The organism is Sulfitobacter sp. THAF37 (genome assembly GCF_009363555.1).
Taxonomy (GTDB): domain Bacteria; phylum Pseudomonadota; class Alphaproteobacteria; order Rhodobacterales; family Rhodobacteraceae; genus Sulfitobacter.
This window is the reverse complement of record NZ_CP045372.1, coordinates 408,926-424,772: the sequence shown is the minus strand read 5'-3', so window position 1 is coordinate 424,772 and position 15,847 is coordinate 408,926. Positions and strand designations below refer to the sequence as shown.

General features: G+C 65.9%; 14 protein-coding genes. 7 read left to right on the top strand and 7 right to left on the bottom strand.

The annotated features are described in order from the left end of the window. Window positions 1-132: 132 nt before the first annotated feature. A complete protein-coding gene (hpaR, locus tag FIU94_RS02130) occupies window positions 133-585 on the bottom strand; it encodes a homoprotocatechuate degradation operon regulator HpaR (protein WP_254702592.1) in 453 nt (150 codons plus the stop codon). A gap of 101 nt (window positions 586-686) precedes the next feature. Here hpaR and FIU94_RS02125 point away from each other — a divergent pair, with 101 nt between their 5' ends. From FIU94_RS02125 to FIU94_RS02100, 6 genes are all read left to right on the top strand, one after another. Further along, window positions 687-1,070, top strand: coding sequence for a 5-carboxymethyl-2-hydroxymuconate isomerase (locus FIU94_RS02125; protein ID WP_152464214.1), 384 nt, complete (start codon window positions 687-689; stop codon window positions 1,068-1,070). 2 nt (window positions 1,071-1,072) lie between these two features. After that, window positions 1,073-2,581, top strand: a complete 1,509-nt coding sequence (gene hpaE, locus FIU94_RS02120; protein ID WP_152464213.1) for a 5-carboxymethyl-2-hydroxymuconate semialdehyde dehydrogenase — start codon at window positions 1,073-1,075, stop codon at window positions 2,579-2,581. Between the two features lie 12 nt (window positions 2,582-2,593). Then, the gene (hpaD, locus tag FIU94_RS02115) at window positions 2,594-3,577 is read left to right on the top strand and encodes a 3,4-dihydroxyphenylacetate 2,3-dioxygenase (protein WP_152464212.1); all 984 of its coding nucleotides are present in this window, start codon (window positions 2,594-2,596) and stop codon (window positions 3,575-3,577) included. A 5-nt stretch (window positions 3,578-3,582) separates the two neighbouring features. Continuing rightward, window positions 3,583-4,434, top strand: a complete 852-nt coding sequence (locus tag FIU94_RS02110) for a fumarylacetoacetate hydrolase family protein (protein WP_152466919.1) — start codon at window positions 3,583-3,585, stop codon at window positions 4,432-4,434. Continuing rightward, entirely contained in the window at window positions 4,431-5,231 is an 801-nt protein-coding gene (gene hpaH, locus FIU94_RS02105) for a 2-oxo-hept-4-ene-1,7-dioate hydratase (protein WP_152464211.1), read from the top strand. Before FIU94_RS02110 ends, hpaH begins: the two co-directional genes overlap by 4 nt. 67 nt (window positions 5,232-5,298) lie before the next feature. Beyond that, entirely contained in the window at window positions 5,299-8,508 is a 3,210-nt protein-coding gene (locus tag FIU94_RS02100) for a 2Fe-2S iron-sulfur cluster-binding protein (protein ID WP_152464210.1), read from the top strand. Here the strand turns inward: FIU94_RS02100 and FIU94_RS02095 are convergent, their stop codons facing one another. The 5 genes from FIU94_RS02095 to hmgA form a co-directional block, all read right to left on the bottom strand. After that, entirely contained in the window at window positions 8,509-8,691 is a 183-nt protein-coding gene (locus FIU94_RS02095; protein WP_152464209.1) for a DUF2783 domain-containing protein, read from the bottom strand. 1 nt (window position 8,692) lies between these two features. After that, window positions 8,693-10,315 carry an FAD-dependent oxidoreductase gene (locus FIU94_RS02090; RefSeq protein ID WP_152464208.1) on the bottom strand — a complete coding sequence of 541 codons (1,623 nt, stop codon included), beginning with the start codon at window positions 10,313-10,315 and terminating at the stop codon, window positions 8,693-8,695. A gap of 24 nt (window positions 10,316-10,339) precedes the next feature. Continuing rightward, window positions 10,340-11,290 (bottom strand): MBL fold metallo-hydrolase, encoded by a 951-nt coding sequence (locus FIU94_RS02085; protein WP_152464207.1) that lies wholly within the window; start codon window positions 11,288-11,290, stop codon window positions 10,340-10,342. 67 nt (window positions 11,291-11,357) lie between these two features. Then, window positions 11,358-12,611: a fumarylacetoacetase gene (gene fahA / locus FIU94_RS02080; RefSeq protein WP_152464206.1), complete on the bottom strand. Its 1,254-nt coding sequence runs from the start codon at window positions 12,609-12,611 to the stop codon at window positions 11,358-11,360. Window positions 12,612-12,669: 58 nt separating this feature from the next. Continuing rightward, the gene (gene hmgA / locus FIU94_RS02075) at window positions 12,670-14,031 is read right to left on the bottom strand and encodes a homogentisate 1,2-dioxygenase (protein WP_152464205.1); all 1,362 of its coding nucleotides are present in this window, start codon (window positions 14,029-14,031) and stop codon (window positions 12,670-12,672) included. A gap of 93 nt (window positions 14,032-14,124) precedes the next feature. Here hmgA and FIU94_RS02070 point away from each other — a divergent pair, with 93 nt between their 5' ends. Next, window positions 14,125-14,565, top strand: a complete 441-nt coding sequence (locus tag FIU94_RS02070; protein WP_152464204.1) for a MarR family winged helix-turn-helix transcriptional regulator — start codon at window positions 14,125-14,127, stop codon at window positions 14,563-14,565. Window positions 14,566-14,632: 67 nt separating this feature from the next. On the opposite strand, the gene FIU94_RS02065 is transcribed toward FIU94_RS02070, so the two are convergent. Beyond that, complete coding sequence (locus tag FIU94_RS02065) at window positions 14,633-15,748, bottom strand: Do family serine endopeptidase (RefSeq protein ID WP_152464203.1); 1,116 nt, start codon at window positions 15,746-15,748, stop codon at window positions 14,633-14,635. Window positions 15,749-15,847: the final 99 nt, after the last annotated feature.

Sequence of the window (15,847 nt, the reverse complement as noted above, 5' to 3'; positions counted from 1 at the left end):
TCTCAAAGCGAAGACCTATTGCCAAAGCAAAGCTTTGGCAGCGCCCGAACCGCCCCCACGGGGCGGGCGCTACTCGCCCACTCCTCGGTTCGGGCGCGACCGCGGCAAGGGGCGGTGGCAGGCCGTTGATCGCTATTTGAAATCCTGCAGCGCGCCCAGAAGGTCCAGAAGCTGTTCGTAGTTCTCGTGCCCAAGGGATCTGCGGACCCGTTCCGCGATCTGCAGGGCCTGGGCGAGGTTGTCGTCGATCACCTGCTGACCGGCGGCGGTGATCGCCAGCATCTGGCGGCGGCGGTCTGCGTGATCACGGGTGCGGGTGACGTAGCCACGGTCTGACAGGCTGCGCGCAATGCGGGTGAGGCTGGGCTGCAGCAGGCTGGCACGTTCCGCCACTTCGGTCGCATCGAGCGTGCCGCCTTCGGCCAGCACGCGCAGGACACGCCATTGCTGTTCGGTGATGCCCGTCTCGGAGAGCATGTCGCGGATCGGGGCCATCACCTTTTCGCGCGCGCGGATCAGGGCGATCGGCAGGGACCGGTCTGTGGCGGGCAGCGCGGGTGCTTTGGGATCTTCGGTATCGGTCACGGGTCTACCTGCGGTCGGGTGGGTTCATCTGGTATCTTGCGATTGACAGTGCAAGCGTCTATTGCTTTACATGTTAATTAACTGGAGGGGGATCTGCGTCCTTGCCGCATCTGATCATCGACTATTCCGCCAACCTTGAAGAGGCGATCGACATGGCCGCGCTGTGCGAACGGCTGCGTGTCGTGGCGACGGGGCTGGAGGCGTTTCCGGCGGCGGGGGTGCGGGTGCGCGCCCATGCGGCGCGGCACTACGCCATCGCGGACGGCAACCCGGCGCATGGCTATATCGATGTGTCCGTCCGACTGCGGGCGGGGCGGGACCTGGCGGTGAAACAGGCCGCGACCAAGGCGCTGTTCGATGCGGCGGAGGCGTTCATCGCCCCGGTCATGGCGACCCGGCCCATCGCCCTGTCCTTTGAGATGCGGGACATCGACCCCGACCTGTCGCCCAAGACGGGCACCATCCGCAACCACCTGGAGGGCTGATCATGTCGAAGCTGGACGAGAACATCGCGACGCTGGAGCGTCACCTGGCACGCTTCCGCGAGGGGGGCATCGCCAACCGCATCGGGGGGCAGGACCGTTCCGGTGGGGGCGGGACGTTCCAGACCGTGTCGCCCGTGGACAAGAGCGTGATCTGCGACGTGGCGCGGGGGCAGGCGGCGGACATCGACGCGGCGGCGCAAGCGGCCCATGATGCGTTTCCCGCATGGCGCGACATGCCTGCAAAGGAACGCCGCGCGGTCCTGATCCGCATCGCCGAGGGGATCGAGGCGCGGGCCGAGGAAATCGCGCTGTGCGAATGCTGGGACACCGGGCAGGCGTGGAAGTTCATGTCAAAGGCGGCCCTGCGCGGGGCCGAGAACTTTCGCTACTTTGCCGATCAGGTGACATCGGCGCGGAACGGGCAGCACCTGCCGTCGCCCACGCTGATGAACGTGACGACCCGCAAGCCCATCGGGCCGGTGGGGGTGATCACGCCCTGGAACACGCCCTTCATGCTGTCCACCTGGAAGATCGCCCCGGCGCTGGCAGCAGGCTGCACGGTGGTCCACAAGCCCGCCGAAGCCTCGCCGCTGACCGCGCGGCTGCTGGTGGAGATCGCCGAGGAGGCGGGCCTGCCGCCGGGGGTGCTGAACACCGTCAACGGTTTCGGCGAGGATGCCGGGCGCGCGCTGTGCGAACATCGCCTGATCCGGGCCATCGCCTTTGTCGGGGAAAGCCGGACGGGCAGCATGATCGTGAAGCAGGGCGCGGACACGCTCAAGCGCAACCACCTGGAGCTGGGCGGCAAGAACCCGGTGATCGTCTTTGACGACGCCGATCTGGACCGGGCGCTGGATGCGGTGATCTTCATGATCTATTCGATCAACGGGGAACGCTGCACATCGTCCTCGCGGCTGCTGGTGCAGGACACGATCCGTGCGGCGTTCGAGGCAAAGCTGATCGACCGGGTCAACGCCATCAAGGTCGGTCATCCGCTGGACCCCGCGACCGAGATCGGCCCGCTGATCAGCGAAGAGCACTTTGCCAAGGTCACGTCCTATTTCGACATCGCGCAGCAGGACGGGGCGACCGTCGCGGCGGGGGGCGAGACGCTGGGCGACGACGGCTATTTCGTGAAGCCGACGCTGTTTACCGGTGCCCGCAACGACATGCGCATCGCGCAGGAGGAGATATTCGGCCCCGTGTTGACCTCGATCCCCTTTGCGACGGAAGAAGAGGCGCTGGCGCTGGCCAATGACACCGAATACGGGCTGACCGGCTATGTCTGGACCAACGACCTGACCCGCGCGCTGCGGTTCACCGACGCACTGGAGGCGGGGATGATCTGGGTCAATTCCGAAAACGTCCGCCATCTGCCCACGCCCTTTGGCGGGGTGAAGGCCAGCGGCATCGGGCGCGACGGCGGCGACTGGAGCTTTGAGTTCTACATGGAGCAAAAGCACATCGGTTTCGCGACCGGCGCGCACAAGATCACCCGCCTCGGCATCTGAAAGGAGGCCCGCATGAGCGTTCCCGCACCCAATCTTTACCCGCCGTTCAATGTTGTCCGGCTGAGCCATACCTGTCTGAATGTCGCCGACCTGGGCGCAAGCCGCGCGTTCTATACCGAAACGCTGGGCCTGCAGGTCACGGATGAGGATGACAGCCGCGTCTACCTGCGCGCGATGGAAGAGCGGGGGCATCACTGCGTGATCCTGCAAAAGTCCGACCAGCCCGGCACGGTCGAGGTCATGGGGTTCAAGGTGTGGGACGAGGACGATCTGGACAAGGCGGAGGCGTATTTCAGGGAGCGCGGTCAGCCCACCGAGTGGGTCGAGCGCCCCTACCAGGGTCGCACGCTGCTGACCCGCGACAACATCGGCATTCCGCTGGAGTTCTACCACAAGATGGACCGCCTGCCGCCGATCCATCAGCAATATGCGCTGTACCGTGGGGTCAAGCCGCTGCGGATCGACCATTTCAATTGCTTTTCGCCGGATGTGGATGCGTCGGTGGCGTTCTACAACGACTTCGGCTTTCGGGTCAGCGAATACACCGAGGACGAGGAAAGCGGGCGGTTGTGGGCGGCCTGGATGCACCGCAAGGGGGGCGTGCATGACATGGCCTTTACCAACGGCACGGGGCCCCGGATGCATCACGTCGCGTTCTGGGTACCGACGCCGCTCAACATCATTGACCTGCTGGACCTGATGGCGACCACCGGATACGTGGGCAACATCGAACGGGGGCCGGGGCGGCATGGCATTTCCAATGCCTTTTTCCTTTATATCCTGGACCCGGACGGCCACCGGATCGAGATTTATTGTTCCGACTACCAGACGCTGGACCCGGACCACGAGCCGATCAGGTGGGACCTGAAGGACCCGCAGCGTCAGACGCTGTGGGGGGCGCCCGCGCCAAAGAGCTGGTTTGAGCATGGTACGAATTTCGTCGGGCAGGACACGACAGAGGCGGTGTTGAAGGCCACACCGATCGTGGCGCCATGACCGATATGCGCTTTGCCAGTTTCATCGCCGATGGTGCGCGCCACTTCGGGGCTGTGACAGATGCGGGGATGATAGCCCTGTCGCCGCAGTTTCCGCAGTGGCAGACCCTGCGTGCCGCGATTGCGGATGGCGGCCTGCCCACACTGGCGACGGCGGCAGAGGGGGCGTCCGTCACCCATACCGACTTTACCTATGACATCCCGCTGCCGGATGCGCCGCGCATCATCTGCGTCGGGGTGAACTTTCCCGACCGCAATGCCGAATACAGGGACGGCAGCGCGCAACCGAAATACATGTCGCTGTTTCCGCGTTTTGCCAGCGGGTTCACCGGGCACGACAGGCCGCTCATTCGTCCGCCGGAGAGCCATACGCTGGACTACGAGGGCGAGGTGGCGGTGATCATCGGCAAGCCGGGTCGCCGGATCGCGCCCGACGCCGCCTATGATCACATCGCCGCATTGACCTTGTGCAACGAGGGGACGATCCGCGACTGGGTGCGCCATGCGAAGTTCAACGTCACCCAGGGCAAGAACTGGGATCGGTCGGGGGCAATGGGGCCGTGGATCGTGCCCTTTACCGACGCGGGCCAGATCGACGACGCGCATCTGGTGACACGGGTCAACGGCGAGGTCCGCCAGGACGATCATCTGCGCAACATGATGTTCCCGGTGCGCGAGGAGATCGCCTATATCTCCACCTTCATGACTTTGCAGCCGGGCGACATCATCGTGACCGGCACGCCCACCGGGGCCGGGGCGCGGTTCGACCCGCCGCGCTATCTGGTGCCGGGCGATGTGGTCGAGGTCGAGGTGCCGGGCATCGGCATCCTGCGCAACGGGGTGGAGGACGAGGCATGACGCCGGAACAGCATGCTGAGGTCGCGTCGCAGTTGCTGCGGGCCGAGGAGACAGGCCAGCAGATCGGTCTGATTTCCAGGGCTTATCCGCAGATCACCATGGACGATGCCTATGCCATCCAGTCGGCCGTCCTGTCGGCAAAGCTGGCGGCGGGGCGGCGTGTCATCGGCTGGAAGATCGGCCTGACGTCAAAGGCGATGCAGCAGGCGCTGGGCATCGACATCCCCGATAGCGGCATCCTGTTCGACGATATGGCGTTCGAGGACGGGGCGGTGGTGCCCGCGGGTCGGTTCATCCAGCCGCGGGTGGAGGCGGAGATCGCCTTTGTGATGAAATCCGCGCTGGGCGGAGACGGGGTCACGCGGGCCGAGGTGCTGGCGGCGACCGACCATGTCGCGCCCGCGCTGGAAATTCTGGACACGCGGGTCCGGCGCAGGGACCCCGATACCGGGGCGGCGCGGGTGATATTTGACACGATCAGCGACAATGCGGCCAATGCGGGCATCGTCATGGGTGCCGCGCGTCACGCGCCGGATGCGGTGGACCTGCGCTGGGTCGGGGCCATCGTCAGCCGGGACGGGGCGGTCGAGGAAACCGGGCTGGGCGCGGGCGTGTTGAACGACCCGGTGGAAAGTGTCGTCTGGCTGGCGCGCCGCATGGCGCAATACGGGCAGCAGATCGAGGCGGGGCAGGTGATCCTGTCAGGCAGTTTCATCCGGCCGGTGGAATGCCCGCCCGGGGCGGTGGTCGCCGCCGACTTCGGGGCCTTCGGATCGGTCGGTATCAGCTTTGCGTGATCGGTTGACAAGGGCCGTTCGGCGGGGGACCGTCACGGTCTGACCAGACAGCAAAGGGGCCCGCGCGATGACATTCCGCCTGTTTTCGGACAAGCACCGCCCGGTCCACATGGGTCCCTATCCCTGCGAACTGCTGGCGCGGAGGCATGGACCGGCGGACCTGTCCGCCGTGCCCGGGATGCGGCAACTGGACTTTGCGCGGCCCGAGGACCCGCATTCGATCCTGAACGCCATGCGCGAGCATCAGGCGATGCTGGACGCGATCCGGGACGGGCTGATCAACCGGGGCGTTTCCGAGGTGCCGGATGACCTGCAGGAGCGGGCCAATCATCTGAAAGCGTTCGGCTATTTCTCTGACGCGGCGGTGGTCGGGATCTGCGAGCTGCCCGCGGCGGCGGTGCTTGAACGCCCCTTTCGCAACCCCGACATCGACCGGCTGTCGCAGGACCTGCGCACGCGGCAGACCAAGACGCTGGCCTCTGGCATCGACATGATCATGGCGGACCTCAAGGAGTCGATGGAAGCACCTCCGGCGACGATGGAGGGCCATACCCATGCGCTTGTGTTCCTCTACGAGAACCCGCGCGACGTGGCGGCGGGTGAGGCGGGGACCGGCTGGATCAGGGAGGCACAGGCGCACCGGGCGGGGCTGCTGGCGGCAGAGACGGCGGTGGTGCTGGCCAATTACCTGCGGGTGCTGGGCTTTGACGCGCGGGGGCATACGGTGTCCACGTCGGATGTTGATCTTGGCCATCTGGCGGTGGCGGCGGGGCTGGCGACGGTGGAGGACGGGGCGCTGCATCATCCCTACATCGGCAGCCGCTTTGGGTTGGCGGCGGTGACGACCAGCTTTGCCATGGCCCCGGACCGGCCCCTTGCCCCGATGTCGGCGCAGCCTGCCTCGGCCTTTGGTGTGCGCTGGAAGCTGGGAACGGGATCACGCAAGAACGCGATGAACGCGGTGCCCTATGCCAGGCGACGGTTCGTGGACGGGGCGCATCCGTTCGAGCGGCTGAAGCGCGTGCAGGACCCCACCACCTACATTGACGAGGCGCGGGTGGCGCGGGTGCCCAAGCGGACGGACATGTTCGCCCGCGCCCAGTTCGGCGATATGGGCAAGCCGCTGCAGGAGGGGGCCAAGGGTGGTTACTATGTGCGCAAGGCCGCGCCCTCGACCGCGCAGCGCCGGGCACTGGGGGCGTTCGTGCTGTTGCAGGACGGCGCCCCTGCGGCGGACAAGGTCACGCTGGACCCGGCGGAGGCCGCCGCGCTGGTCAAGGCGACCTGTTATTACCTCGGGGCGGACGCGGTCGGCATTTCGCGCTGCCCGGACTGGGCGTGGTATTCGCATGACGCCACCGGCGCGCCCATCGACCCGCCGCACGATCAGGCGGTGTCGCTGATCATCGACCAGGGTTACGAGACGATGGAGGGCGCGTCGGGCGACGACTGGATCAGCGTGGCGCAGTCGATGCGCGCCTATTTGCGGTTCTCGCTGATCGGGGGCGTGGTGGCGAAACAGATCCGCAACCTCGGCTACAGCGCCAAGGCGCATACGGTGATGGACGGCGAGGTGCTACAACCGCCGCTGTTGCTGCTGAGCGGGCTGGGCGAGGTCAGCCGCATCGGCGAGGTGATCCTGAACCCCTACCTCGGGCCAAGGCTCAAATCCGGGGCGATCACCACCGACCTGCCGATGGCGCATGACAGGCCCATCGACTTTGGCCTGCAGAAATTCTGCGAGGCCTGCAACAAATGCGCGCGGGAATGTCCCTCTGGCGCGATCACCGCCGGACCGAAGCTGATGTTCAACGGCTACGAGATCTGGAAATCCGACAGCCAGAAATGCGCCACCTACCGGATCACCACACCGGGTGGCGCGATGTGCGGGCGCTGCATGAAGACCTGTCCGTGGAACCTGGAAGGCATCTTCAAAGAGGCGCCGTTCCGCTGGGCGGCGATGAACATGCCCGCCGCGGCCCCGGCGCTGGCGCGTCTGGACGATGCGGTGGGCAACGGCGGGCTGAACCCGGTCAAGAAATGGTGGTGGGATCTGGAGATTGCCGAAGATGGCGGATACCGCCCGACGGACAAGCCGGTGAACGCGCGGTCCCTGCAACGGGATCTGGACCTGAAGTACGAGGACCAGACGCTGGCGGTCTATCCCGCGCCGCTGGCCCCGCATCCCTACCCGTACCCCGACCCGATGGACCGGGAGGCAGGGATCGAGGCCTACCGCGCGATGATCACGGCAGAGGAATATCAGCGGCGTCTGGCGGCGGGCGATGAGAGCATGGTGCACCGCACGAATGATGCCGCCGACAGCCCGGTGATACATGTAGAGATTACCAAGGCCGAGAAGATGGCGGCAGGGATTACCAAGTATGAGTTCCGGCCCGTGGGCGGGGGTGATCTGCCGCCTTGGCAGGCGGGGGCGCATCTGGACATCGTGGTGGCGCCGGAGTTCCTGCGCCAGTATTCCATGTCGGGCGATCCCGGCGACCGCAGCACCTATCAGATCGGTGTGCTGATGGAGGATGCGGGGCGCGGCGGATCGAAACTGCTGCACCGGATCTTCAGCGAGGGGCGCAAGGTTTTCATCTCCAACCCGATCAACCATTTCCCGCTGGACGCCGATGCGCCGTTTTCGCTGCTGATGGGGGGCGGGATCGGGGTGACGCCGATGATTGCCATGGCGCATGAGCTGCACCGCGCGGGGCGCGATTTTGCGCTGCATTATTCCGGCCGGTCCCGCGCCAGCATGGGATATCTGGCGGACCTCGCGGCGGTCCCCTGGGCCGACAGGGTGCATCTGCACATCACCGATGAAGACAGCCGCGCCGATCTGGGTGCCGTCATGGGCGGCCTGCCAGCGGGCGCGCATGTCTACACCTGCGGGGCGGAACGCTACATGTCGGCGGTGATGGCGGCGGCAGAGGTGGCGGGCGTGCCCGAGGAGGCGCGGCATCTGGAATATTTCTCGGTCCCCGAGGTGCCGGAGTACGAGAACTTCGATTTTACCCTACGGCTCGCGCGGTCGGGGCGCGAGCTGACCGTGCCTGCCGACAAGAGCGCGACGGACGTGCTGGCCGAGAATGGCATCCATGTGGACGTCAAATGCTCTGACGGGATCTGCGGCGTGTGCAAATGCGGGCTGGTTTCCGGCGCGGTCGAGCATCGCGATTTCGTGCTGTCGAAAGCGCAGCGGCAGGATGCGATCATCCTGTGCCAGAGCCGCGCGGCACAGGCCGGAGGCGTGGTCGAGGTGGACCTGTGACTACGTCGCCGCCGCCAGTGCGGCGCGGATCACGTCGCGGTCGCCGATGTGGTTGCACAGCACCAGGATCAGCCGCGCGTTGAGCGCATCCGATTCCGCCTTGCTCAACCCCTCGTGGGCGCGCAGCAACTCGTCGTAGAAACCGTCCTGATCGGGGATGTTCGGGGTCAGTGTCACGGCCATGTCAGCTGTCCTTTCCGATGGCGCGGGCGATGGCGGCGGCGATGGCATCCGCGTCGAAGCCGGGCCAGCGGGCCACGACATGCTGGTCGGGTCGGATGAGGTAGACGGCCTGCTTTGCCTCGCCGAGGTAACGGCGGGTCAATGCGTCGGATGGGCTGGCGATTTCCACCACGCCCGCGTCGATGCCCTGCGCGCTGACCGCCTCCGCGGTGCAGCCCAGGGCGAGGATGATGAACCTGCCGTCCAGGTGGTCCAGCAGGAAGCCGTCCTCGACCGGGGCATCGACGCAGGGCGCACCGGGGCGGGTCGCGGCCGGGCCCTGCAGCGCATCCGGGCCGAAATGCGGAAAGCCGTCGTAGGTGCAGGGCACTGACAGGCGGCCCGAGTTCACCAGCGGGCGGGCGAAGGCGTGCCGCCCGGCGAGGTCCAGCACCGCGTTGCGGAAGATCGTGCTGATTTCCGTCTTGGGTGTCATGAAATCGGTCGCGCGGGAGGAGTTCAGAATGTTCTCGTCGGCGCCGAATTCGCGTTCGGTCGCGTAGCTGTCCAGCAGGCTGTCGTCGGCCAGCCCGCGCAGCACGAGATCCAGTTTCCATGCGAGATTGTCGGCATCCTGCACGCCTGAATTGGCGCCGCGCGCGCCGAAGGGAGAGACCTGGTGGGCGCTGTCGCCGGCAAAGATCACGTTGCCATGCCGGAAGGTCTGCATCCGGCGGCACTGGAAGGTGTAGATCGACGTCCATTCCAGTTCGTAGTCCGGCACGGTGCCGGTCTGGCTGGACAGCATCGCGTCCACGCGGGCGCGGATGCGGTCGGGGTCCAGTTCCGCCTTGCGGTCGATGTCCCAGCCCAGCTGAAAGTCGATGCGCCAGATGTCGTCGGGCTGCTTGTGCAGCAGCGCGGACTGGCCCGCGCCTTCGAACGGGGGATCGAACCAGAACCAGCGTTCGGTGGGGAAATCGGCCTTCATGTGCACGTCGGCGATCAGGAAGTTGTCCTCGAACACCCGGCCATCGAAGGTCAGGCCCATCATGTCCCGCAGGGGCGAGCGCGCGCCATCGCAGGCGATCAGATAGTCGGCCTCCACCCGGTAGGGCCCGTCGGGCGTGTCGACGTCCAGCGTGGTGAACCCATCCGCGCGGGTGATGGCGGTGACCTGGTTGGCGCCGCGGATCTCGATCGGGGCGCCGTCGGCCTGCGCTTTTTCGATGGCTTCCACCAGGTAGCGTTCGAAATAGGGCTGTTGCAGGTTGATGAAGGCCGGGTAGCGGTGGCCGTCTTCGGGCAGGAGGTTGAATTCAAAGACCTGACCGTCGGCGTGAAACACCCGGCCCGTGTTCCACACGACGCCCTTGTCCAGCATCGGCGCCGCCGCGCCGAGCCGATGGGAAATGTCGAGCGTCCGCTTGGCAAAGCAGATCGCCTTGGACCCCAGGCCCGCGCCTTCGTGGTCGTCCAGCACCAGCGCCGGGGTGCCCTTGAGCCCCAGATCGAGCGCGAGCGCCAGGCCGATGGGACCGCCCCCCACGATCACCACCGGATGCCGCAGCGGGGCCTGGGATTGCGCGGGCACCTTTGCGTAGGGGTAGAGCGTGAAGGCGGTCTGATATCTGACGGCAACCATGATGTTCCTCCCGGTGCGCCGCAGTCAAGCCTGCAGCGCGTTCCACATCTCGATGTCGCGTTCCGCCGTCCAGATGCGCGGCGTGTCGATGCCGCGCGCCTCGTCATAGGCGCGGGCGACGTTGAAGGGCAGGCAGTGTTCGTAGATCGCGTAGTCCGAGAACTTGGGGTCGCAGGCTTCGCGCACGGCGTCCCAGGCTTCCTTGAGGCTGCCGCCACGGGCCGCGACGCGGGCGGCGGGGGCGTAGGTGGAATTGACGAAGTCGCGGGTGGAGGCGATGGCGCCGTTGACCGCGTCGCGGCCCATCAGCGCGCCGCCACGGCCCGGTGCGATGGCGTCGACGTCATAGGCCAGGATATTGTCCAGCGTGCCGCCCCAGTCGTTGAAGTGCCCGTCGCCGCAATAGCAGGCGGAATGGTCCTCGACGATGTCGCCGGTGAACATGACGTTCTCGTCGGGCACATGGATGATGGCGTCGCCGGCGGTATGGGCGCGGCCGATATGCTTGATGTCCACGCGGCGGTTGCCGAGATAGACGGTCATGCTGTCGGAGAAGGTGGTGGTGGGCCAGGTCAGGCCGGGGATGCTTTCGTGGCCTTCGAAAAGGCGGGGGAAACGCTGGAATTCGCTGTCCCAGTCTTCCTGTCCGCGTTCCACGACCATGGCCCGGGCCACGTCGGACATGATGATCTGATCGGCGCCGTAGGCCGAGGCGCCCAGCACGCGCACGGCGTGGTAGTGGGTCATGACAACGTGGCTGATCGGCTTGTCGGTGACTTCGCGGACCTTTTCGATCACCTTGTTTGCGAGACGCGGTGTCGCCTGCGCCTCGACGATCATCACGCTGTCATCGCCGATGATCACGCCGGAGTTGGGGTCGCCTTCGGCGGTAAAGGCCCAGAGGCCGCGGCCGACCTCGTCGAAGGTGATTTTCTTTTCGGTCATGTCACCCTGGGAGGCGAATGCTTTGGCCATGTCTTGTCCTTTCCGGCGTGGCGCCTGTGGTGGCGTCGTGTTTGTGTATTTTTCGGAACAATGAAGCTCAGGGGAACTTGATTGCCGGTGTGATCGTGCCCACGCAGTCGCCGAAGCCGATGCGGTATCCGTCGCCCTCTGCGGCGCCTTTGAGGGTCAGTGTATCGCCGTCCTCGATGAAGGTGCGGGTGTCGCCGCTGTCCAGCGTGATGGTTTCCTTGCCCCCCCAGGTGAGTTCGATCAGCGAGCCGCGCTGATCCTTTTCGGGGCCGGAGATGGTGCCGGAGCCCAGCAGGTCGCCCGCGTTCATGGCACAGCCCGAGGACGCGTGATGGGCCAGCTGTTGTGCGGCGGAGTAGTACATCTGGTTGTAGTTGGTGCGCGCGATGGTGGTCGGGGCCTTGCCTTTTGCGGCCATCGTCACCTCAAGCGCGATGTCATAGAGCATCGGGCCGGGTTCGCGCAGGTAGGGCAGCAGGTCCTTTTCACGTTCGGGGGTGGAGGTGCGGAACGGCTCCAGCGCCGCGCGGGTCACGATCCAGGGCGAGATGGAGGTGGCGAAAGCCTTGGCCTGGAACGGGCCGAGGGGCTGGTATTCCCAGGGCTGGATGTCGCGCGCGGACCAGTCGTTCAGCAGCACGTAGCCAAAGATCATCTCGTCCGCCTGGGCCACGGTGACGGGCTGGCCCATCTCGGAGGAGGTGCCGACGATCGCGCCCATTTCGAGTTCGATGTCCAGCCGCTTGCTGGGGCCGAAGGAGGGCATGTCGGCGTCCGGCGCCTTGGTCTGGCCGTTGGGCCGCACGATGGGCGTGCCGGACACGACCACGGTGGAGGCGCGGCCGTTGTAGCCGATGGGGATGTGCAGCCAGTTCGGCGGCAGCGCGTTTTCCGCGCCCCGGAACATGGTGCCGATGTTGGTGGCGTGGTGCTTGCCCGCGTAGAAATCGGTGAATTCGGTCACCACCAGCGGCATGTGCATCCGGGCCTCCGCCATGGGCACGAGGTGGGGCGCGACCTGTGCCTGATCGGGGGCGTCCGCCGCCAGCAGATCGGTCAGCCGGTTGCGCAGCGCGGCCCAGCCCTCGGGGCCCAGTTCCATGAGGTCGTTCCAGTAGGGCACGTCGAACACCGGCTCTTCGGCCAGGTCGATCAGCCCGTTTTCTTCCAGGGCGGCCATGTCGAGGATCATGTCGCCGATGGCCACGCCGCAGCGCGGTTCCAGGCTGTCGGTTTCGAACACGCCATAGGGCAGGTTGTTGAGCGGAAAGTCGGTGTCGGCGCTGTTGGCGCTTTCCACCCAGGATTGGAGGAGGGTCATGGGAGGTCCTTGTGCTGATAGCTGCCGGTGTCACCTAGGGCGAAACCGGCAGGCGGCATCATTTCTTGCCGGGGGTACCGTCGAATTTCTTTTCCAGGTCGGTCCAGCAGTCGATGTAATCGTCCTGCAGCGGCGCCTCTTTCGCGGCGAAGGCGGTCAGGTGCTGCGGGAAGCGGGTTTCGAACATGAAGGACATGGTGTTCTCCAGTTTCTCCGCTTGAAGATCGGCGTTCGACGCGCCTTCGAAGGCGTTCTTGTCGGGGCCGTGGGGCAGCATCATGTTGTGCAGCGACATGCCGCCGGGGACAAAGCCCTTGGGCTTGGCGTCATAGATGCCGAAGATGTTGCCCATCAGTTCAGACATGACGTTCTTGTGGTACCAGGGCGGGCGGAAGGTATCTTCGGCCACCATCCAGCGGTCGCGGAACAGGACGAAGTCGATGTTGGCGGTGCCTTCGACGCCCGAGGGGGCGGTCAGCACGGTAAAGATCGATGGATCGGGGTGGTCGAACAGCACCGCGCCCACGGGGCAATAGGTGCGCAGGTCGTATTTGCAGGGCGCGTAGTTGCCGTGCCAGGCGACGACGTCGAGCGGGGAGTGGCCGATTTTCGTCTCGTGGAACTGGCCCGCCCATTTCACCGTGACGGTGGAGGGCGCGTCGCGGTCCTCAAAGGCGGCCACCGGCGTCTTGAAGTCGCGTCGGTTGGCCATACAGTTGGCCCCGATCGGGCCGCGGCCGGGCAGGTCGAACTTCTGGCCGTAGTTTTCACAGACAAAGCCGCGGCAGGGCCCTTCGAGCACTTCGACCCGGTAGACCAGCCCGCGCGGGATGATCGCGATTTCCTGCGGTTCGATGTCGATCACGCCCAACTCGGTGGCAAAGCGCAGGCGGCCCTCCTGCGGGACCACGAGCAGTTCGCTGTCGGCGGAGTAGAAATAGGCGTCCACCATGCTGTCGGTGACGAGGTAGATGTGGCTGGCCATGCCGACCTGGGTGTTCACGTCACCCGCCGTCGTCATCGTGCGCATGCCGGTAAGCCAGGTCAGTTTCCCTTCGGAATGCGGGACCGGGTCCCAGCGATACTGGCCCAGGCTGACCACATCCGGGTCCACATGCGGCGCGGATTTCCAATAGGGCAGGTCGATCTTTTCAAACCGGTGCGTGTGCTTGACAGACGGGCGGATGCGGTAGCACCAGGTGCGTTCGTTCTGGTGGCTGGGCGCGGTAAAGGCGGTGCCGGACAACTGTTCGCCGTAGAGGCCGTAGTTCACCTTCTGCGGGCTGTTCATGCCCTGCGGCAGCGCGCCGGGCAGGGCCTCCGTCTCGAAATCGTTGCCGAAGCCGGGCATGTACCCTTCGTGGGTGCCGACAGGCGTGGCGGCGCTTTGCAGCGCGTGGGGGGCGACGTCCTTGTTCATGACAGTCCTTTCGCAAAACGTGAGGATCACATATTAGTTGGTTTTGTAACTAACAACGGGATAAATTGCAAAATGCCGGAAAAAGACGGGGCCATGCCCGGGGAGGGGGCGGATGAGTTCGACCTGCGGGGGTTCCTGCCGTATTTGCTGAATATGGCGGCGGAGGAATCCAGCGCGCGTTTTCAGCAGTATTACAAGGGCAGATACGGGATGTTGCGCACCGAATGGCGGGTGCTGTTCCACCTCGGACGCTATGGCGCGATGACGGCCAAGGAGATCTGCGACCGGGCGCGGATGCACAAGACCAAGGTCAGCCGCGCGGTGGCGGCGCTGCAGGCCAAGCGATTTCTGACGCGCAGCCCCCGGGAGGACGACAGGCGCCATGAAACGCTGGCGCTGACATCGCAGGGCAGGCACGCCTACGCCGATCTTGCCGCGCAGGCGCAGCAGTTCGACCGGGCCCTGATGGCCGATTTTTCTGCAGAGGAGGCAAGGCTGCTGCGGCAGGCGCTGGTGCGCATCGCGAAATTGTAGGAGCAGCCGATGAGAAGACTCAGACCCCGGCGGCAACGGGGGGTGCGCCGCCGGGGTCGCGCATGGGTCAGGCCGGCTTGGGTTCCAGCTTGCCCACGGTCACGTCGAGGGTGACTTCCTCGCCCTTGCGCAGCACGGTGACTTTTGCGTCCTGCTCGGGTTCCGTGGTGGCGACGGCGCGGGTCAGATCGCGCAGGTCCTGCACGCTGGTATCGCCGAAGGACATGATGATGTCGCCCTTCTTCAGGCCGGCCCTGGCGGCGGGGCTGTCGTCGCTCACCGCTTCGATCACGGCCCCCTTGGGGGTGTCGTAGCCCAGCACGTTGGCGACCTCGTCGGTCATCGGGCGGATGTTCACGCCGAGCCAGCCGCGCGCGACGGTGCCGTCGTCGGCAAGATCGGCCACGACGGTCTGCACCAGGTCGGCAGGCACGGCAAAGCCGATGCCGACGGAGCCGCCGTCGGGCGAGAGGATCGCGGTGTTCACCCCGATGACCTGGCCGTCGTTGTTGAACAGCGGACCGCCGGAGTTGCCCTTGTTGATCGAGGCATCGGTCTGGATGAAGTCATCGAAGGGACCTGACCGGATGTCACGCGACAGGGCAGAGATGATGCCCGAGGTCACGGTGCCGCCAAGGCCGAAGGGGTTGCCGACGGCAACGACCTCGTCACCCACGCGCAGGCCGTCGGTCGTGCCGAAGCTGACGAAGGGCAGGTCGACGTCCGCCTCGATCTTGAGCAGGGCGACATCGGTCATCGGGTCGCTGCCCACCACCTTGGCTTCGAAGCTGCGGTCGTCGGCCATCTTGACGGTGACGGTGTCGGCACCGGCGACCACATGGTGGTTGGTGACGATCTGGCCATCGGACGAGATGATGAAACCGGACCCGAGCCCCTGGCGCGGTCCCTGCTGGCCGGGCATCCCCGGCATGCCGTCCTCGAAGAAGCGGCGCAGTTGCGGGGGGATGTTCTGCGGCAGGGCCGGTGCGACGTCGTTGCTGGCTTCGGAGGTGACTTCGATAAAGACCACCGCGGGCGAGACCTGTTCGACCAGATCCGCGTAGCCACCGGCGGGCACGGCATAAGCCGGGCCGGGGGTGACGGTCAGGGCGGAGGTGGCCAGCAGGGCCGCGGTCACTGCCGCCGCGGCGCCGTTGCGGGAATGTTTCAGGATGGATTGCATCGGGGATACCTCGATTTTTGTGTTACCGCCCCCATATGGCGGAGCGTTCTTACAGCGGCGTGGGCGGTGCTATACAAATTTGTAACGGGGCCTGCGGGC

What these genes read in the sequence shown, in the direction of transcription:
- FIU94_RS02065 (WP_152464203.1), bottom strand. Translation starts at nt 15,748, where the DNA reads ATGCAATCCATCCTGAAACATTCCCGCAACGGCGCCGCGGCGGCAGTG.
- hpaH (WP_152464211.1), top strand. Translation starts at nt 4,431, where the DNA reads ATGACGCCGGAACAGCATGCTGAGGTCGCGTCGCAGTTGCTGCGGGCC.
- hpaD (WP_152464212.1), top strand. Translation starts at nt 2,594, where the DNA reads ATGAGCGTTCCCGCACCCAATCTTTACCCGCCGTTCAATGTTGTCCGG.
- FIU94_RS02085 (WP_152464207.1), bottom strand. Translation starts at nt 11,290, where the DNA reads ATGGCCAAAGCATTCGCCTCCCAGGGTGACATGACCGAAAAGAAAATC.
- FIU94_RS02070 (WP_152464204.1), top strand. Translation starts at nt 14,125, where the DNA reads ATGCCCGGGGAGGGGGCGGATGAGTTCGACCTGCGGGGGTTCCTGCCG.
- FIU94_RS02090 (WP_152464208.1), bottom strand. Translation starts at nt 10,315, where the DNA reads ATGGTTGCCGTCAGATATCAGACCGCCTTCACGCTCTACCCCTACGCA.
- hmgA (WP_152464205.1), bottom strand. Translation starts at nt 14,031, where the DNA reads ATGAACAAGGACGTCGCCCCCCACGCGCTGCAAAGCGCCGCCACGCCT.
- FIU94_RS02100 (WP_152464210.1), top strand. Translation starts at nt 5,299, where the DNA reads ATGACATTCCGCCTGTTTTCGGACAAGCACCGCCCGGTCCACATGGGT.
- FIU94_RS02110 (WP_152466919.1), top strand. Translation starts at nt 3,583, where the DNA reads ATGCGCTTTGCCAGTTTCATCGCCGATGGTGCGCGCCACTTCGGGGCT.
- hpaE (WP_152464213.1), top strand. Translation starts at nt 1,073, where the DNA reads ATGTCGAAGCTGGACGAGAACATCGCGACGCTGGAGCGTCACCTGGCA.
- FIU94_RS02095 (WP_152464209.1), bottom strand. Translation starts at nt 8,691, where the DNA reads ATGGCCGTGACACTGACCCCGAACATCCCCGATCAGGACGGTTTCTAC.
- fahA (WP_152464206.1), bottom strand. Translation starts at nt 12,611, where the DNA reads ATGACCCTCCTCCAATCCTGGGTGGAAAGCGCCAACAGCGCCGACACC.